Origin of the sequence: Agrococcus lahaulensis DSM 17612, from assembly GCF_000425105.1 — a bacterium.
Lineage (GTDB): Bacteria > Actinomycetota > Actinomycetes > Actinomycetales > Microbacteriaceae > Agrococcus > Agrococcus lahaulensis.
In genome coordinates this window covers 503087-521187 of the sequence record NZ_AULD01000006.1, presented here as the reverse complement: position 1 = coordinate 521187, position 18101 = coordinate 503087, and the positions used below count along the sequence as shown (strand labels likewise).

The following is an 18101-nucleotide window of genomic DNA, read 5'->3' as shown; positions in this document are numbered from 1 at the left end:
GGAGACGCACGATGGACGACCTCGTCCTCAACTGGGACCTCGGCACGGGAGGGCTGCTGCTGCTCGCGGCCGGCTCCATCGCGCTGCTGCTCGTCCTCATCATGGCGTTCAAGATCCACGCCTTCCTCGCCCTGATGATCACGAGCCTCATCACGGCGTTCGCGGCGGGCATCCCCTTCGACCAGCTGCTGCCGGCGCTGCGCTTCGGCTTCGACCCGACGCTCGGCAGCGTCATGCTGCTCGTCGCGCTCGGCGCGATGCTCGGTCGCATGATCGAGACGTCCGGCGGCGCGAGGGTGCTGACCGACAAGCTCATCGGCTGGTTCGGCGAGCAGCGCGCCGCCATGGCCGTCGGCGTCGCGAGCCTGCTGATGGGCTTCCCGATCTTCTTCGACGCCGGCCTCGTCGTGATGATGCCCATCATCTACGCCGTCTCGCGCCGGCTCGGCGGCTCGCTCCTCACCGTCGCGTTCCCCGCGGCGCTCGCCTTCAGCTCCATGCACATCTTCGTGCCGCCGCACCCGGGCCCGGTGTCGGCATCCGCGATCCTCGGCGCCGACGTCGGCCTCGTGCTCATCCTCGGCCTCGTCGTCGCGATCCCCGTCTGGTACGTCGTCGGTGTGCTGTTCGGCGGCTGGGTCGGCCGACGCTACGACGTCGGCGTGCCCTCGATCCTCTCCGGCACCGAGGAGGAGCACCGTGCGATGGAGTCGAACCCGGCGTTCGGCAAGATCGTCTTCCTGCTCATCCTGCCGCTCGTGCTCATCCTGCTGAACACGGGCCTCAACATGTTCGCGGCGACGACGGACGACCCGGATGCGTTCCGGGCCGAGCCCGTCGTCGCGCTCCTGCGCACCCTCGGCGAGACGCCCGTCGCGCTGCTCATCACCGTCCTGGTCTCGATGTGGCTGCTCGGCTGGGGGATGGGCAAGGCCGGCTCGCTCGTCGAGAAGGTCGCCGACAGCGCCCTCGGGCCGATCGCCTCGGTCGTGCTCGTCACCGGCGCCGGCGGCATGTTCGGCGGCGTGCTGCGCGTCACCGGCATCGGCGACGCGATCGCCGAGTCGCTGAACTCGATCGGCATGCCCGTCATCGTCGCCGCCTTCCTCATCTCGCTCATCGTGCGCATCGCGCAGGGCTCCGCGACCGTCGCGCTCACGACCGCCGCCTCCCTCATGGCGGGCGTCGTCGTCGACGGCGGCTTCAACCCCGTCGAGGTCGCCTCGATCGTGCTCGCGACGGCGGCGGGCTCGGTCGGCTTCAGCCACGTGAACGACTCCGGCTTCTGGCTCGTGAGCAAGTTCTTCGGCCTCGACGTCAAGACGACGCTCAAGACGTGGACCGTCGCGCAGGGCCTCATGGCCATCGTCGGCTTCGTGCTGAGCTACGCGATCTACCTCATCGCCGGCGCGTTCGGGTGATGCGCGAGCCGGGGCGCCGACCGACGCGGCCGGCGCCCCGGCGATGCGGTAGGCTCGGAGGCTGAACTTCGGCGAGGGATGCGGACGCATCCGTGATCGACGCGGTCGCAGCAGCAGGCACTGTCCTCACGCTTGGCGCGTTCGAGTCGACCCACGACGGGCTGCGGCCCACAAGGAGCACTTCCATGAGCACCGACGACAACAAGCTCGCGACCGAGACGCGCACGTCCTTCGGCAAGGGCGCGGCCCGCAAGCTGCGCGCCGCCGGCAAGGTCCCGGCCGTCCTCTACGGCCACGGCACCGAGCCGAAGCACCTCGCGCTCGACGCGCACGAGGTCTTCCTGCTCGTGCGCCGCTCGAACGCGATCCTCGACCTGCAGGTCGAGGGCGCCTCGCAGCTCGCGCTCGTCAAGGACGTGCAGCGCAACCCCGTGCTGCAGGGCGTCGACGCGATCGAGCACCTCGACCTCCTCATCGTCAAGCGCGGCGAGAAGGTCGTCGTCGACGTGCCCGTGCACCTCGAGGGCGAGTCGGCCCCCGGCACGATCCACAACCTCGAGGAGACGTCGATCTCGATCGAGGTCGAGGCGCTCCACATCCCCGACGCGATCACCGTCTCGATCGAGGGCCTCGAGGAGGGCGCGCACGTGCTCGCCCGCGATGTGCAGCTGCCGTCGGGCGCGACGCTCCTGACCGACCCCGAGGCGCTCGTCGTCGGCATCATGGTGCCCGCGGCGCCCTCGCTCGAGGAGGAGGCGCCCGAGGGCGACGTCGTCCCGAGCGGCGAGGCCTCGCAGGAGACCGACGCGGCCGCCGAGTAGTCGCTCCGCCACTCCATGGCGCAGACGTGGCTCGTGGTCGGGCTCGGGAATCCCGGGCCCGACTACGCGCGCACGCGCCACAACATCGGCCAGATGGCGCTCGCCGAGGTCGAGCGGCGAGCCGGCGCGACGCCCAAGCGCCACGGCCGCGCCGCCGCCCTCGTCGCCGAGTCGCGCATCGTCGGCGGACCGAAGGTCGTCACGGCCTTCCCGACCACCTTCATGAACCGCTCGGGCGGCCCCGTCGCGCAGCTCATGGACTGGTACGGCATCGAGCCGGAGCACGTCATCGTGCTCCACGACGAGCTCGACCTGCCGCTCGGCGAGATCCGGCTCAAGCAGGGTGGCGGCCACGGCGGCCACAACGGCATGCGCGACATCATCGCCGCCCGCGGCGGCGACGTGCTGCGCGTGCGGCTCGGCATCGGCCGCCCGCCCGGGCGGCAGGACCCCGCCGACTTCGTGCTCAAGCCGTTCGCGAAGGCCGAGCAGGCCGAGGCCGAGCTCCTCGTGCAGCTCGGCGCGGACGCGGTCGAGCGCATCATCGCCGAGGGCTTCCTCGCGGCGCAGCAGCGGATCCACGCCCGCTGAAGCCGAACGCTCGACCGCCCGCCGCTAGCATGGGATGCCGACCGGAAGGAACCTCGCCAGTGCGCCGAACCGCCATGCTCGCGACCGTCGTCATCGCGGCGAGCGTCGCCCTCACGGGCTGCTCGAGCGGCGGCAGCGGTGAGGAGCAGGTGCAGGGCCCGCACGGCTACACGCTCTCCGCGCGCAGCCCCGACGGATCGCTCCTGTGGTGGGACCGCTCGCCCGAGTCCGGCCTCACCGACCTCATCCTCGAGGACCCCGACGGCCGCTTCCTCGCCTCGTGCCTCGGCACCGGGCCGCTGCTGTGCGTCGCGGGCCCGGAGGCGGCGAAGGGCGCGCTCGTCATCGCGCCCGTCGGCGCCGAGCGCGCCGTCATGACGTGGTACGGCCAGGAGATCGAGCTCGCCCGCGGCGAGAACGTCCCCGAGGACGCGCCGCCCGTGTTCGTCGGCGTCATGCCGCCCGCGCAGGCCGAGGGCGGCTACTCCCTGCAGGTCTTCGACGGTGCCGGCGCCGTCGTCATGAGCCAGTGATCGTGAGCCAGTGAGCCTCGAGCCCCTCCTCGAGCTGCTCGAGCGCGGCGCGCTCGCCGCGGTCGTCGAGGCACGGCGCGGCGGCGCGCTCAGCGGCATCGAGGCGATGCGCGCACCGGTCGTCGCCTCGCTCGCGAGCGGCGCCTCCCGCCCGCTGCTCGTCATCACCGCGACCCGGCGCGAGGCCGACGCCGTCCGCGACGACCTCGCGGCGTGGCTGCCGAGCGCGCAGGTGCTCACGCTCCCGGCGTGGGAGACGCTCCCGCACGAGCGGCTGAGCCCGTCGGCCGAGACGGTCGGCCAGCGCGGGGCAGCCCTCCGCGCGGTCGCCGAGCGCGATCCCGCGACGCCCACCGTGGTCATCGCCTCGGTGCGCGCCGCGCTGCAGCCGGTCGCCGACAACCTGCTCGACATCGAGCCGGTCGAGCTCGCGACGGGCGCGCGCGGCGTCGACCTCGCCGAACTCTCGCGCCGGCTCGTCGACCTCGCCTACCTGCGGGTCGACATGGTCACCCGCCGCGGCGAGTTCGCCGTGCGCGGCGGCATCGTCGACGTCTTCAGCCCCGCGGCCGACCACCCCGTGCGCATCGAGCTCTTCGGCGACGAGGTCGAGCAGATGCGCTGGTTCCACGTCGCCGACCAGCGCAGCGACCCGACGCCCCTCGAGCGCGTCGTGCTGCCGCCGAGCCGCGAGCTGCTGCTGACGGATGCGGTGCGCGCGCGAGCGCGCCAGCTCGCTCCCGAGTTCCCCGGCATCGCGCAGATGCTCGAGAAGATCGCCGAGGGCATCCCCGTCGAGGGCATGGAGTCGCTCGCGCCCGCGCTCCTGCCGCGGCTCGTGCCCGTCACCCACTACCTGCCCGGCGCGGGCGTCGTCGTGCTCGGGCCCGAGCGCATCCGCGACCGCGTCGCGAGCCTCAACGAGACCAACCAGGAGTTCCTGCAGGCAGCCTGGAGCGCCGCGACCGCGGGCGGCGAGGCGCCCGTCGACCTCAGCAGCGGCTTCCTGAGCCTCGACGAGCTGCACGACGCGGTCGACGGACCGTGGTGGACGCTCTCGACCCTGCAGGCCGACGAGTCGGTCGACGCGATCGACGCGCACGCCGTGCCGAGCTTCGCCGGTCGCGCCGACGGGGCCGTCGAGCACCTCCGCGAGCGCTCGCGCGAGGGCTGGCGCGTCGTCGTCACCGCGGCCGGCCACGGCATGGTCGAGCGCGCGGTGCAGGTGCTCGGCGAGCACGGCGTCGCCGCGCGCGAGGTCGAGGCGCTGCCGGCCGAGCTCGAGCCCGGCGTCGTGCACGTCACGCGCGCCGCGATCGAGCACGGCTTCTCGCTGCCCGAGGAGCGCGTCGAGCTCGTGAGCGAGGCGGAGTTCTTCGGCCGTGCCGTCGGCGTCGACAGCCGCCAGCCGCACAAGCTCGCCGGCCGCCGCCGCTCGGTCGTCGACCCGCTGCAGCTCAAGCCGGGCGACTACGTCGTGCACGAGACGCACGGCGTCGGCCGCTTCGTCGAGCTCACCCAGCGCACCGTCTCGAGCGGCGGGCGGAACCCCGTGAAGACGACGCGCGAGTACCTCGTGATCGAGTACGCGCCCTCGAAGCGCGGCCAGCCGGGCGACCGGCTCTCGGTGCCGACCGACCAGCTCGACCAGCTCAACCGCTACGTCGGCGGCGAGGCGCCGCAGCTGTCGAAGATGGGCGGCAGCGACTGGCAGCAGGCGAAGTCGAAGGCGCGCCGCGCGGTGCGCGACATCGCGGTCGAGCTCGTGCAGCTCTACTCGAAGCGCATGGCGTCGAAGGGCCGCGCGTTCGGCCCCGACTCGCCGTGGCAGCGCGAGCTCGAGGACGCCTTCCCGTACGCCGAGACGCCCGATCAGCTCACGACGATCGAGGAGGTCAAGCGCGACATGGAGCGGCCGGTGCCGATGGACCGGCTGCTCTCGGGCGACGTCGGCTACGGCAAGACCGAGGTCGCGGTGCGCGCCGCGTTCAAGGCCGTGCAGGACGGCACGCAGGTCGCGGTGCTCGTGCCGACGACCCTGCTCGTGCGCCAGCACTTCGAGACCTTCGCGGCACGCTTCGCCGGCTTCCCGGTGCAGGTGCGCGCGCTCAGCCGCTTCCAGACCGACAAGGAGGTGCGCGAGACGATCAAGGGGATCGCCGACGGCACCGTCGACGTCGTGATCGGGACCCACCGCATCCTCTCGGAGGCCGTGCGCTTCAAGGAGCTCGGGCTCGTCATCATCGACGAGGAGCAGCGCTTCGGCGTCGAGCACAAGGAGCGGCTCAAGGCGCTCAAGGCCAACGTCGACGTGCTCGCGATGTCGGCGACGCCCATCCCGCGCACGCTCGAGATGGCGGTGACGGGCATCCGCGAGATGTCGACGCTCGCGACGCCGCCCGAGGCGCGCCACCCCGTGCTCACGTTCGTCGGCGCCTACAACGAGCAGCAGGTCGCCGCCGCCATCCGCCGCGAGCTCCTGCGCGAGGGCCAGGTCTTCTTCGTGCACAACCGCGTCTCGTCGATCAACCGCGTCGCGGCGCAGCTCGCCGAGCTCGTGCCCGAGGCGCGCATCGGCGTCGCGCACGGCAAGATGGCCGAGTCGCAGCTCGAGCGCGTCATCGTCGACTTCTGGGAGAAGGAGTACGACGTGCTCGTCTCGACGACGATCGTCGAGACGGGCCTCGACATCCCGAACGCGAACACGCTCATCGTCGACCACGCCGAGCGCTACGGCCTGAGCCAGCTGCACCAGCTGCGCGGGCGCGTCGGCCGCGGCCGCGAGCGTGCCTACGCCTACTTCCTCTACGACGCCGACAAGCCGCTCTCCGAGACGGCGCACGACCGGCTCGAGACGATCGCGGTGCACAACGAGCTCGGCGCCGGCATGCAGGTCGCGATGAAGGATCTCGAGATCCGCGGCGCCGGCAACCTGCTCGGGGGCGAGCAGTCGGGGCACATCGCGGGCGTCGGCTTCGACCTCTACCTGCGGATGGTGGGGGAGGCGGTCGCGGTCTTCCGCGGCGAGGAGGACGAGGGGCCGCGCGAGCTGCGGCTCGAGCTGCCGGTCGACGCGGTGATCCCCGAGGACTACGTCGACTCGGAGCGGCTGCGGCTCGAGGCGTACCAGAAGATCTCGGCCGCGGCCTCGGCGCGCGACGACGCCGCGATCGACCAGGTGCTCGACGAGCTGCGCGACCGCTACGGCGAGCCCCCGGCGCAGGTCACGTCGCTCATCGCGATCGCACGGCTGCGGCGCAAGGCGCAGCGCGCGAAGCTCTCGGAGGTCATCACCGTCGGCCCGAACCTGCGCGTCTCGCCCGCCGACCTCGCCGAGTCGACGCAGCTGCGGCTGCGGCGCATGTACCCGGGCGCGAAGCTCAACGCGCAGGCGAAGTCGCTCGTCGTGCCGATCCCGACCGCGGGCGGCGGCCGGCTCGCGGGCACGCAGGCCGAGCCGCTTCCCGACGCCGAGCTCATCGCGTGGGTCGACGCGCTCCTGACGGCGATCTTCCCGCCGCCGAAGGAGCCCGCCGACGCCGCTGCGCCAGGCGGCGAGGCGACCGCATGAGCGCGCTCGACGAGCTCGTCGCGGTCATGGCCCGCTTGCGGGGCCCGGGCGGCTGCCCGTGGGACGGCGAGCAGACCCACGCCTCGCTCGCCCCCTTCGCCATCGAGGAGGCGCACGAGCTCGTCGAGGCGATCGAGGCGGGCGACGACGAGCACCTCCGCGAGGAGCTCGGCGACGTGCTGCTCCAGGTCGTCTTCCACGCCGACATCGCGCGCGCCGACGGCCGCTTCGACCTCGAGGCCGTCGCGCGATCGCTCATCGAGAAGCTGCGGCGCCGGCACCCGCACGTCTTCGCCGACGTCGCCGTCGACGGGGTCGGCGACGTCGTCGCGAACTGGGACGCGATCAAGCGCGCCGAGAAGCCCGAGCGCGGCAGCGCGCTCGACGGCATCCCCGCGAGCCTCCCGGCGCTCGCGCGCGCCGAGAAGGTGATCCGTCGCGCGGGCCGGGCGGGGCTCGCGCTCCCGGCGGAGACGACGACGGATGCGTCGGCACCGGAGACCGAGGACGAGCTCGGCCGGGCGCTCCTCGCGCTCGTGCGCGGCGCGGCCGAGCGCGGGCTCGACGCCGAGCGGGCGCTGCGCACCGCGACGCGCGAGCTCGAGCAGCGGCTGCGGGCCGCGGAGGCCGCCGGCGGGTCGGGCGCCGCTGCGGGCTGATCCCGCAGTGCGCGAGGATGGCGGAGTGACCCCCGCCCCGCGAGACGAGCGCCTCGACCGGCGCCGTCGCGCGATCCTCGCGGCGCTCGTCGTCACCGTCGTGACGACCGCGCTCACGGGCAGCGCGCACGCGATCGGCGGCGGCTCGCCGCCCGACGCGCTGCTGCTCACCACCGCCGGGGTGCTCTCGCTCGTCGTGCTCGCACCCGTGCTCGGTGCGCGCGGCCTCGCCGCGACGCTGCCGCGGCAAGCGCTCGCCGTCGCCGCCGCGCAGCTGCTGCAGCACGTGCTCTACGCGCTGCCGGAGGCGAGCGCGCCGCTCGCCGCGGGACACGCGCACGCCGGCCACTCGCACGCCGGGAGCCTCGCGGGCGCCGTGCTCGACGAGCACGCCGCGATGCCGCTCGCGCACCTCGTCGCCGGCGCGCTCGCGCTCGGGCTCCTGCGGCTCGTGCCGCGGCTCGTCGACGCGCTGCTCGAGGCCGTCTCGCTGCGCATCGCCCTCGCGGTGCTCGCGTGGACGGCCCCGCGGCCCGTGCCCACCGCATCCATCTCGACGGAGCGCCGCGCGAGCCGCCGCGCGCTCGACGTGCTCCGCGGCTCGCTCGAGCGGCGCGGGCCGCCGCTCGCGACCGCCTGACGCGACCCCACCGCGCGCCCGACGGCGCGCGTCCCCGGCGACCGCGACCGCGGTCGCCCGCAGTCGAGCGCGCCTCGCGCGCGCAGCAAGGAGCACCCATGACCACGTCCACCGACCCCGCCCGCCGACGCATCCGAGCCGTGCGACGCATCCGACCCCTGCCCGCGCTGACGGGCACCGTCATCGCCGCCGCCCTCGTGCTCGCCGCACCGGTCGCGGCGAGCGCGCACGTGCACGCCGAGCCGACGAGCACCGAGCCCGGCGCGCGCGCCGACATCGCCTTCGCCATCGGGCACGGCTGCGACGGCTCGCCCACGACCGCCGTCGAGATCGAGGTGCCCGCCGAGATCGCGGCGGTCGGCCTCATCGCCAACCCCGGCTGGGACGTCGCGATCGACACCGCGGACGGCACCCGCACCGTCGTGTTCACGGCCGAGGAGCCGCTGCCCGACGGCGTGCGCGACACGCTTGAGCTGAGCGCGACGCTGCCCGACGACGCGGAGGACGGCACCGTGCTCGCCTTCCCGACGCGGCAGCTGTGCGAGGTGGGGGAGTCGGCGTGGACCGACCTCGACCAGTCGTCGGACACCCCCGCGCCGATCGTCACCATCGGCGGCGGCGACGGGCACGGCCACGGCCCGGAGGCGGGCCACGACGCGGCTGCCGGCGACGCACCGGCAGCGAGCGACGCGACCGCCGCGATGCCGATCGCGATCGTCGCGCTCGTCGTCGCGCTCGCGGCAGCGGCGCTCGCGGCCTTCGCCGCCTTCCGCCGCCGAGCCTGACCCGAGCAGAGTCCCGGCACTCCGCGATCCGCATGCACCGGATGCGCAGAGTGCCGGGACTCCGCGCTGGCGATCGGCTACGGAGCGGTGTCCGCGAGACCGGGCGGGTCGACCGCGGCGGCGCCGCGACGTGACTCCCGATAGCGCAGCCGCCCGACGCCTGCGACGACGAAGATCCCGATCACGAACGCGATGAGCACCTGCCCGGTCGGCCAGGCGAGCCCCACACAGCCGCCGTGCACCGCGGGGTCGAGGAACGGGTAGGGGAACCAGCCGTCGACGAGCCCGCCGCGCAGCCACGCCGCGACGAGGTACCCGACGGGGTAGGCCATCCACCACGCCGCCGCGCCGAGCGAGATGCGCCGCGCGGTCGGCACGAGCAGCCAGTCGAGCCCGACCATCCACGGGATGAAGCGGTGCTGCGCCGCGTTCGTGAACTCGATCGACCACGCCCACACCTCGTCGGGCTCCGCGAGCAGCACCGCGTAGACGAGCCCGGTGAGCACGATGTACGCCGTGATCGCTCCGCGCACGTGGTCGAACCACCGCGGCCGGCGCCACTCGGGCACGAGCAGCATCCACGCCATGAGCGCGATGACGAAGAGGTTCGACTGCACCGTGAAGTAGGCGAAGTGCTCGGTCGGCGGCTCGCCCGACTGCAGCATGTTCTTGATGTTCCACGCCTCGGCGAACACCGCCGTGAGCAGGATGAGGATGCGCCACGCCACGACGGGCACGGCGCGATCGGTGAGGGGCCAGGAACGACGCACGCGGTCATCGTGCCATCGACGGATGCCCGGGCGGGCGAAGGGCGCGCCCGGGGTGCGGGAGAATGGTCGCCATGGCAACCCAGGTGCACCCGCCGCGCGGCATGCGCGACTTCCTGCCCGTCGAGAAGCGGCGCCGCGAGCGCGTGCTGCGCGTCATCCGGGACGCCTACGAGGACCACGGCTTCGAGGAGATCGAGACGCCCGTCGTGGAGGACGCCGAGCGGCTCCACGCGGGCCTCGGCGGCGACAACGAGAAGCTCGCCTTCGCGATCATGCGCCGCGGCCTCGGCGTCGACGACGTGCGCGGCGCGAGCGCGCCGCTCGAGCTCGCCGACCTCGGCCTGCGCTTCGACCTGACCGTGCCGCTCGCGCGCTTCATCGCGACGAACCGCGCGGCGCTCCCGCCCGTCTTCCGCGCGATCCAGATCGCGCCCGTCTGGCGCGCCGAGCGGCCCCAGCGCGGCCGGTACCGCCAGTTCATGCAGTGCGACATCGACATCGCCGGTGAGCCGGGCGTCACGGCCGAGCTCGAGCTGCTGTCGGCGACGGCGGATGCGCTCACCCGCCTCGGCATCCCCGACGCGTTCGTGCGCATCAACGACCGGCGCATCCTCGCAGCGGCGCTCGAGCACGCGGGCGTCGCCGAGGAGCTCCGCGAGGGAGCGCTCATCACGATCGACAAGCTCGACAAGATCGGGCGCGACGGCGTGACCGCCGAGCTCGGCGAGCGCGGCATCGACGGCGAGCGGCTCATGGCGACGCTCGAGGCGATCCGCGGCGGCGACCTGCCGGAGGGCTTCGACGCGGGCGTGCTCGACGACGTGCGCTCCCTGCTCGACGCGAGCGTGGGCATCCGCCTGGAGTTCGACCCGACGCTCGTGCGCGGCATGGGCTACTACACGGGGCCGATCTTCGAGGTCGCGCACCCCGAGCTGCCCTTCTCGATCGGCGGCGGCGGCCGGTACGACGGCATGATCGGCCGCTTCCTCGGCCAGTCGATGCCGGCCGTCGGCATCTCGCTCGGCTTCGAGCGGCTCGTCGACCTCGTCGAGCTGCCCGGCGGCGCCGGCCGCGACGCCCTCGCGCTGCTCGTCGACAAGCACGTCGAGCCGGCCGCCGCGATCGCGATCAAGCGCGACCTCGTCGCGGCGGGGGAGACGGTGCGCATGCAGCGCCGCCCCAAGAACGTGACGGGCCTGCTCGCCCAGCTCGCCGCATCCGGTGCCGACCGCTTCGCCTTCGTGCGGCCCGGTGACTCGGCGGCGACCCTCGAGATCAAGCCCATCGGCCCCGCATCACCCTCGGCTGAGTAGGCTCGGGGACGGCCGACCCCGACGCGCCGACACCGACACCAAGGAGCACCCGTGGCACTCATCGACACCCTGCAGGCCCGCGAGATCCTCGATTCGCGCGGCAACCCGACCGTCGAGGTCGAGGTGCTGCTCTCGGACGGCACCGTCGGCCGCGCCGCCGTGCCGAGCGGCGCCTCCACCGGCGCGTTCGAGGCCTACGAGCTGCGCGACGGCGACGCGGGCCGCTACGCGGGCAAGGGCGTCGAGCAGGCGGTCGACGCCGTGAACGAGGAGATCGCCGACGCGATCGAGGGCCTCTCGGCCGACGACCAGCGCATCATCGACACGACGCTCATCGAGCTCGACGGCTCGGGCAACAAGAAGAACCTCGGGGCGAACGCGATCCTCGGCGTCTCCCTCGCGGTCGCGAAGGCCGCCGCCGATTCCGCCGGCCTGCCGCTGTTCCGCTACCTCGGCGGTCCGAACGCGTTCCTGCTGCCCGTGCCGATGATGAACGTCATCAACGGCGGCGCCCACGCCGACACGGGCGTCGACATCCAGGAGTTCATGATCCTGCCGATCGGCGCCGAGACGTTCCGCGAGGGGCTCCGCTGGGGCACCGAGACCTACCACGTGCTCAAGGGCATCCTGAAGGAGCAGGGCCTCTCGACCGGCCTCGGCGACGAGGGCGGCTTCGCGCCCGACCTGCCGAGCAACCGCACGGCGCTCGACCTGCTCGTGCAGGCGATCGAGAAGGCCGGCTTCACGCCCGGCACCGACATCGCGCTCGGCCTCGACGTCGCCGCCTCCGAGTTCTTCGAGAACGGCGTGTACCGCTTCGAGGGCCAGGACCGCTCGTCGGCCGACATGGCCGACTACTTCGCCGAGCTCGTCGACGCCTACCCGCTCGTCACGATCGAGGACCCGATGGACGAGGAGGACTGGGAGGGCTGGACCGCCATCACCGAGCGCCTCGACGACCGCGTGCAGCTCGTCGGCGACGACCTCTTCGTCACGAACCCCGTGCGCCTCATCGACGGCATCGAGCGCGGCGCCGCGAACGCGCTGCTCGTGAAGGTCAACCAGATCGGCACGCTCTCCGAGACGCTCGACGCGATCCGCATCGCGACGCAGGCCGGCTACGGCTCGGTGCTCTCGCACCGCTCGGGCGAGACCGAGGACACGACGATCGCCGACATCGCGGTCGCGGTCAACGCCGGCCAGATCAAGACCGGCGCGCCCGCCCGCAGCGAGCGCGTCGCGAAGTACAACCAGCTGCTCCGCATCGAGGAGGAGCTCGGCGAGGCTGCGGAGTACGCCGGCGCCGGCGCCTACCCGCGCTTCGAGGGCTGACGCCGCTCGACCGGCCGCGGGCCTGACCGCGCGAGAGGGCACCCACCGATATCCTCGGCGGGTGCCCTCCGCTCGTCCCGCCCCGCAGCTGCGCGTGTCGTGGCTGCTGCTCGTGGTCGTCGGGCTCGTCGTCGCGGGCTTCGTCGTGCTCGCGCCCTCGGTCGGCCTGCTGATCGAGCAGCGCCGCGACATCGCCGCGCTCGAGGAGCAGGTGGCCGCGCAGCAGGCGAACGTCGAGTCGTTGCAGGAGCAGCAGGCGCGCTGGGACGACCCCGCCTACATCGAGGCGCAGGCGCGCGACCGGCTGTTCTTCGTCTACCCGGGCGAGACGAGCTTCGTCGTGCTCGACGACCGCACGACGCTCGAGACCGCGACCGCCGACGTGCCGTCCGCGACGCTCGAGGAGCCGGAGGAGGACTGGGCGGCCGCGGCGGCCTCGTCCTTCCTCATCGCGGGGCTCACGACCGCCGGCCCGTCGAGCTTCGGCGAGCCCGCCGAGATCGGCGAGCCGCAGTGACCGCCCGGCCCGCGATCGACCCCGCGAGCGAGCGCGACCTCGAGATCATGGCCGCGCAGCTCGGCCGCTCGATGCGCGGCGTGCTCGGCATCGGCGCGCGCTGCGCGTGCGGAGCGCCGACGGTCGTCGTCACGAGCCCGCGGCTGCCCGACGGCTCGCCCTTCCCGACCTTCTACTACCTGACGCACCCCGCGGCGACCGCCGCCGCGTCGCGGCTCGAGGCCGACGGCACGATGGCGCAGCTGCAGGAGCGCCTCGCCGAGCCGCCGATCGCCGAGTCCTACGCCGCCGCGCATCGCGCCTACCTCGCCGACCGCGAGGCGCACGGCGTCGTCGACGAGATCGCCGGCGTGAGCGCGGGCGGGATGCCGACGCGGGTCAAGTGCCTGCACGCCGTGCTCGCGCACTCGCTCGCCGCCGGGCCCGGCGTCAACCCCATCGGCGACCTGACCCTCGAGCTCGCCGACTGGTCGCCCGCGGTGTGCGGGTGCCCTCCGGATGCCCGAGGGCCCGCAGCGGGATAGCGGATTCTCAGGGAGCGATAGAATGTCGTGACCCCTCATCTGATACCGGGAAGAAGTGTGTGTCCGTGAACAAGATCCTGATCGTCGGAGGCGGCTACGCCGGCCTGTACACCGCTCGGGGGCTCGAGCGACTGCTGGGCGAGTCCGAGGCTGAGATCACGATCGTCGACCCGCTGCCCTACATGCAGTACCTGCCGTTCCTGCCGGAGGTCGCCGCGGGCTCGATCGAGCCCCGCCACGCGATCGTGCCGCTGCGCCGTCACCTCAGCCGCACGCGCGTCGTGCAGGCGAAGGTCACGGGTGTCGACCACGCGAACAAGGTCGCCACGATCCAGCCGGAGGTCGGCGAGGCGTCGACCATCCAGTACGACGTGCTCGTCATGACCGCCGGCTCGGTCTCGCGCACGTTCCCGATCCCGGGCGTCGCCGACGAGGCGATCGGCATGAAGACGATCGAGGAGGCCGTCGCGGTGCGCGACCGCCTGATCTCGAACTTCGCGAAGGCCGCGCACCTGCCGGCCGGTCCCGAGCGCGACCGGCTGCTCACGACCGTCGTCGTCGGCGGCGGCTTCGCGGGCATCGAGACGATCGCCGAGCTCCGCGACCTCGCGACCCACCTGCTCTCGCGCTTCCCCGAGATCGGCTTCGACGACGTGAAGTTCCACCTCGTCGAGGCGATGGGCCGCATCATGCCCGAGGTCTCCGAGCAGACCGCGCTCTGGGTCGTCGACGACCTGCGCAAGCGCGGCGTCGACGTGCACCTCGAGACGCAGCTGCAGAGCGCGCTCGATGGCGTCGTCGAGCTCTCGACCGGCGAGCGCTTCGGCTCCGACCTCATCATCTGGACCGCGGGCGTCATGGCGAACCCCGTCGTGCGCACGACCGACCTGCCGCTCGACGACCGCGGCCGCATCACGGCGCTCCCGACCCTGCAGGTCGCGCGCGACGGCGTCGTGGTCCCGGGTGCGTGGACGGCCGGCGACGTCTCGGCGGTGCCCGACATCTCCAAGACCCCCGGCCCCGGCGGCTTCTGCGTCCCGAACGCGCAGCACGCGGTCCGCCAGGCGAAGCTGCTCGCCAAGAACATCGCCGCCGTCATCCGAGGCGATGCGCCGCGCGAGTACATCCACGACAACCAGGGCGCCGTCGCCGGCCTCGGCCTCTGGAACGGCGTGTTCCAGAAGGGCAAGATCGCCATCAAGGGCCCGCTCGCGTGGCTCGCCCACCGCGGCTACCACGGGCTCGCGATGCCGATGTGGGAGCGCAAGCTGCGCGTCTTCGGCGACTGGATCGGCGGCTTCCTGCTCGGTCGCGACATCGCCGAGATCTCGCAGCGGGAGCGGCCGCGCGAGGCCTTCGAGACCTTCGCCTCGCGGCCGAAGCCCAAGGTCGAGGCCTAGCAGCCCGCAGCACCCGCAGCGCCGCGCCCCACGGGGGCGCGACGCTGTCGTACACTGCATCTCGGACGCCTGTCCAAGACGGCCGAGATCGGAGCTCGAGTGACCCGCAAGCCGGCCAGCGCCCGCCGCCAGGACCTCGTCGAGGCAGGGCTGCGGGTCATCGCGCGCGAGGGGATGCACGGGGCGACCGTGCGCGCGATCGTCGCCGAGGCGGGCGTGCCGCTCGCGACGTTCCACTACATCTTCGCCTCGCGCGACGAGATGATCGGCGAGGCCTACGCGTACATCGCGGAGGTGCCGGGCACGGGCGCGGCCCTGCCCGACGGCGCGACGCTCGAGGACGTCGTGCGCGCGTCGTTCCTGCGCTGGTTCGAGCGGTTCCTCGAGCACCCGGAGTACGAGCTCGCGATCATGGAGGTCATGGCGTACTGCAGCCGGACGCCCTCCCTCGCGCACCTGCCCGGCAAGGTGCAGGAGCACTACCTCGAGGCGCTCGGCGAGCTCCTCGAGCACGTCCGCTCGGAGCTCGGCATCGCGGCGCCCGCCGTCCCGACGCGCGACGTCGCGCGGCTCGTCCTGCACGCGACCGACGGCCTGACCTACGCGTGGCTGCGCACCCGCGACAGCGACGCCTCCCTGCGCTGGATCGACGCGGTCGTCCCCATGCTCGCCGCGGCGCTCGGGGACGAGCGGTGAGCGACCTGCGGCTCGCCGACGCCCGAGCGTGGGCGGCGGAGGGCCACTGGCAGCGCATGGACGCCGCGACCGCGCACCTCGACGGCCCGTTCGCAGCCGTCTCGCTCGACGCGCTCGCGCGGAACGCGAGCGACATGGTCCGACGCGCCGGCGGCACGCCCCTGCGGGTCGCGACGAAGTCCGTGCGCAGCCGACCGGTGATCGAGGCGGTGCTCGCGACGCCCGGCTGGCGGGGAGTCCTGTCGGCCACCCTGCCGGAGGCGCTGTGGCTCTCGGCGACGATCGACGACATCGTCGTGGGCTACCCGACGGCAGATCGAGGCGCGCTGCGCTCCCTCGCCCGCGATGAGCGCGCGCTCGAGCGCGTCACCCTCATGGTCGACAGCGTCGATCAGCTCGAGCTCATCGACCGCGTCATCCCCGGCCACCCGGAGGTGCGCGTCGCGATCGAGCTCGACGCCTCGCTCCACCTCGGACCCATCTACGCGGGCGTGCGGCGCTCCCCGCAGCGCACCCCGGCGCAGCTCGTCGGCCTCGCGCGCGCCGTCGTCGACCGACCCGGATTCCGGCTCGTCGGGATCATGGCGTACGAGGCGCAGATCTCGGGCGTGCAGAACACCGTGCCGCGCGGTCTCGTGCCGCCCGCCGCGCTGCGGCTCATGCAGCGGCTCTCGGCGCGCGAGCTGCTCGAGCGCCGCGGCGCGGCGGTCGCGGCCGTGCGCGAGATCGCCGAGCTCGAGTTCGTCAACGGCGGTGGCACGGGGTCGATCGACACGACCGCTCGGGAGGCGGCGGTCACCGAGATCGCCGCGGGCAGCGGGCTGTTCGGCGCCCACCTGTTCGACGGCTACCGCGCCTTCACCGTCGCGCCGGCGCTCGCCTTCGCGCTCCCGGTCGTGCGGCGACCCGGGCCCGGCTGGGCGACGCTGCTCGGGGGCGGCTGGGTCGCCTCGGGCCCGGCGGGGCACGACAAGGAGCCCATCGCGACGTGGCCCGAGGGGCTGCGCCTCGATCGCGAGGAGGGGGTGGGGGAGATCCACACGCCCGTCCACGGCCGCGCCGCCGATCGGCTCGCGATCGGCGACCGCGTCTGGATGCGGCACGCGAAGGCGGGCGAGCTGTCCGAGCGCACCGACGAGCTCCACGTCGTCTCGGGCGAGGAGGTCGTCGCCAGCGTGCCCACGTATCGTGGCGAGGGAAGGAAGCTGCTCTGAGCTGGGAGGCCGTCGGTGACGTGGAGGAACTGGGGCCGATCCCAGCGCGCTGAGCCGAGCGAGGTGCACGTCGCGGATCGCATCGACGACGTGCGCGGCGCGATCGGGCGGATCCGCGACCGGGGCGGCACGGTGCGGCCGGTCGGCAGCAGCCACTCCTTCTCCGCAGCCGCCCGGCCCGACGACGCCCAGCTGCGCATCGACGGGCTCCGCGGTCTCGTCTCGATCGACCCCGAGGCGCGCCGCGCGACCGTGCTCGCCGGCACGACGGTGCGCGAGCTCTCGGCCCTCCTCGCGGAGCACGGGCTCGCGATGGACTGCCTCGGCGACATCGACGCGCAGACGATCGCCGGCGCGATCTCGACCGGCACCCACGGCACGGGCCTGCGGCACCGCTCGATCGGGGCGTCGGTCGTCGCGGCGACGCTCGTCACGGCCGACGGCGAGCTGCTGCGCGTGAGCGAGACCGAGCGCCCCGAGCTGCTGCCGGCCGTGCGGCTCGGCCTCGGCGTGCTCGGCGTGCTCGTCGACGTGACGGTGCAGGCCGTGCCGGCCTTCGCGCTCGAGGCGATCGAGTCGACCGTGCGCTTCGACGTCGTGCTCGACGAGTGGATGAGCCTCAACGAGCGCACCGACCACTTCGAGCTCTTCTGGTTCGCGGCGACGCGGCTCGCGGCGACGAAGTCGAACACGCGCGTCGCTGGCCCGCTCTCGCCGCGCCCGTCGTTCGCCCGCTTCCTCGACGAGCGCGTGCTGACCGACTACGGCCACCGCGCGCTTCTCTCGGTCGGCCACGCCGTGCCGCGCACCGCGCCGGCGCTCAACGACCTCGCCGCGCGGCTCATGCCGCGCGGGCGCTTCGTCGAGCCGAGCCACGACGTGTTCAGCGCGCCCCGCCGCGTGCGCTTCCGCGAGCTCGAGTACGGCCTGCCGGTCGAGGCGGTGCCCGAGGCGCTGCGCGAGATCGACCGCGCGCTCCGCCGCGTCGACCTCGTGCCGACCTTCCCCTTCGAGGTGCGCGCGATCGGCGCCGACGACGCCCACCTGTCGACGGCGAACGGCAGGGCGACCGGCTACATCGCGGCGCACCGCTGGTGGCGCGAGGACCCGCGACCGCTGTTCGACCTCGTCGAGCCGATCCTGCTCGCCCACGACGGGCGCCCGCACTGGGGCAAGCTGCATTCGCTGCGCGCGCCGCAGCTCGCCGAGCGGCTGCCGGGCTTCGGAGCCTTCCTCGCCGCGCGCGACGAGCTCGACCCCGAGCGGCTCTTCTCGAGCGCGTGGACGCGCCGCGTGCTCGGCGACTGACGCGCT

17 protein-coding genes are annotated in these 18101 nt (G+C 73.6%); 16 read left to right on the top strand and 1 reads right to left on the bottom strand.

Annotated elements, in window-relative coordinates:
* Positions 1–11 precede the first annotated feature (11 nt).
* From H508_RS0107305 to H508_RS15155, 8 genes are all read left to right on the top strand, one after another.
* The gene (locus H508_RS0107305; RefSeq protein ID WP_026373567.1) at positions 12–1421 is read left to right on the top strand and encodes a GntP family permease; all 1410 of its coding nucleotides are present in this window, start codon (positions 12–14) and stop codon (positions 1419–1421) included.
* Positions 1422–1606: 185 nt separating this feature from the next.
* Positions 1607–2242 (top strand): 50S ribosomal protein L25/general stress protein Ctc, encoded by a 636-nt coding sequence (locus H508_RS0107300; RefSeq protein ID WP_026373566.1) that lies wholly within the window; start codon positions 1607–1609, stop codon positions 2240–2242.
* Positions 2243–2257: 15 nt separating this feature from the next.
* The gene (gene pth, locus H508_RS0107295) at positions 2258–2833 is read left to right on the top strand and encodes an aminoacyl-tRNA hydrolase (RefSeq protein WP_026373565.1); all 576 of its coding nucleotides are present in this window, start codon (positions 2258–2260) and stop codon (positions 2831–2833) included.
* Between the two features lie 59 nt (positions 2834–2892).
* Positions 2893–3366 carry a hypothetical protein gene (locus H508_RS0107290; RefSeq protein WP_026373564.1) on the top strand — a complete coding sequence of 158 codons (474 nt, stop codon included), beginning with the start codon at positions 2893–2895 and terminating at the stop codon, positions 3364–3366.
* Between the two features lie 10 nt (positions 3367–3376).
* Positions 3377–6937 carry a transcription-repair coupling factor gene (mfd, locus tag H508_RS0107285; RefSeq protein WP_026373563.1) on the top strand — a complete coding sequence of 1187 codons (3561 nt, stop codon included), beginning with the start codon at positions 3377–3379 and terminating at the stop codon, positions 6935–6937.
* Positions 6934–7596 (top strand): nucleoside triphosphate pyrophosphohydrolase, encoded by a 663-nt coding sequence (gene mazG / locus H508_RS0107280; protein WP_026373562.1) that lies wholly within the window; start codon positions 6934–6936, stop codon positions 7594–7596. The genes mfd and mazG overlap by 4 nt, the downstream gene beginning before the upstream one ends.
* 25 nt (positions 7597–7621) lie before the next feature.
* Positions 7622–8236 (top strand): hypothetical protein, encoded by a 615-nt coding sequence (locus tag H508_RS16715; protein ID WP_051222939.1) that lies wholly within the window; start codon positions 7622–7624, stop codon positions 8234–8236.
* Positions 8237–8334: 98 nt separating this feature from the next.
* Positions 8335–9021, top strand: a complete 687-nt coding sequence (locus H508_RS15155; RefSeq protein ID WP_051222937.1) for a YcnI family protein — start codon at positions 8335–8337, stop codon at positions 9019–9021.
* A gap of 77 nt (positions 9022–9098) precedes the next feature.
* Here the strand turns inward: H508_RS15155 and H508_RS15150 are convergent, their stop codons facing one another.
* Positions 9099–9791 carry a Pr6Pr family membrane protein gene (locus H508_RS15150; protein WP_051222935.1) on the bottom strand — a complete coding sequence of 231 codons (693 nt, stop codon included), beginning with the start codon at positions 9789–9791 and terminating at the stop codon, positions 9099–9101.
* Positions 9792–9862: 71 nt separating this feature from the next.
* Between H508_RS15150 and hisS the strand changes: the two genes are divergently transcribed.
* The 8 genes from hisS (at position 9863) to H508_RS0107225 (ending at position 18095) form a co-directional block, all read left to right on the top strand.
* Positions 9863–11104 (top strand): histidine--tRNA ligase, encoded by a 1242-nt coding sequence (gene hisS / locus H508_RS0107260; protein WP_026373561.1) that lies wholly within the window; start codon positions 9863–9865, stop codon positions 11102–11104.
* A gap of 51 nt (positions 11105–11155) precedes the next feature.
* The gene (gene eno, locus H508_RS0107255) at positions 11156–12436 is read left to right on the top strand and encodes a phosphopyruvate hydratase (protein WP_026373560.1); all 1281 of its coding nucleotides are present in this window, start codon (positions 11156–11158) and stop codon (positions 12434–12436) included.
* Between the two features lie 61 nt (positions 12437–12497).
* On the top strand, positions 12498–12953 hold the full coding sequence (locus H508_RS15145; RefSeq protein WP_051222933.1) for an FtsB family cell division protein: 456 nt from the start codon (positions 12498–12500) through the stop codon (positions 12951–12953).
* Positions 12954–13000: 47 nt separating this feature from the next.
* On the top strand, positions 13001–13477 hold the full coding sequence (locus H508_RS0107245; RefSeq protein ID WP_051223022.1) for a DUF501 domain-containing protein: 477 nt from the start codon (positions 13001–13003) through the stop codon (positions 13475–13477).
* Positions 13478–13542: 65 nt separating this feature from the next.
* On the top strand, positions 13543–14877 hold the full coding sequence (locus H508_RS0107240; protein ID WP_026373558.1) for an NAD(P)/FAD-dependent oxidoreductase: 1335 nt from the start codon (positions 13543–13545) through the stop codon (positions 14875–14877).
* A 99-nt stretch (positions 14878–14976) separates the two neighbouring features.
* On the top strand, positions 14977–15573 hold the full coding sequence (locus tag H508_RS0107235) for a TetR/AcrR family transcriptional regulator (protein ID WP_026373557.1): 597 nt from the start codon (positions 14977–14979) through the stop codon (positions 15571–15573).
* Complete coding sequence (locus tag H508_RS0107230) at positions 15570–16787, top strand: amino acid deaminase/aldolase (RefSeq protein ID WP_245569474.1); 1218 nt, start codon at positions 15570–15572, stop codon at positions 16785–16787. The genes H508_RS0107235 and H508_RS0107230 overlap by 4 nt, the downstream gene beginning before the upstream one ends.
* Positions 16788–16802: 15 nt before the next feature.
* Positions 16803–18095 (top strand): D-arabinono-1,4-lactone oxidase, encoded by a 1293-nt coding sequence (locus H508_RS0107225; protein WP_026373555.1) that lies wholly within the window; start codon positions 16803–16805, stop codon positions 18093–18095.
* Positions 18096–18101 lie beyond the last annotated feature (6 nt).

Coding starts and splice junctions, on each gene's coding strand:
- pth (WP_026373565.1), top strand. CDS start 2,258: ATGGCGCAGACGTGGCTCGTGGTCGGGCTCGGGAATCCCGGGCCCGAC.
- hisS (WP_026373561.1), top strand. CDS start 9,863: ATGGCAACCCAGGTGCACCCGCCGCGCGGCATGCGCGACTTCCTGCCC.
- H508_RS0107300 (WP_026373566.1), top strand. CDS start 1,607: ATGAGCACCGACGACAACAAGCTCGCGACCGAGACGCGCACGTCCTTC.
- H508_RS0107305 (WP_026373567.1), top strand. CDS start 12: ATGGACGACCTCGTCCTCAACTGGGACCTCGGCACGGGAGGGCTGCTG.
- H508_RS0107245 (WP_051223022.1), top strand. CDS start 13,001: ATGGCCGCGCAGCTCGGCCGCTCGATGCGCGGCGTGCTCGGCATCGGC.
- mazG (WP_026373562.1), top strand. CDS start 6,934: ATGAGCGCGCTCGACGAGCTCGTCGCGGTCATGGCCCGCTTGCGGGGC.
- H508_RS15155 (WP_051222937.1), top strand. CDS start 8,335: ATGACCACGTCCACCGACCCCGCCCGCCGACGCATCCGAGCCGTGCGA.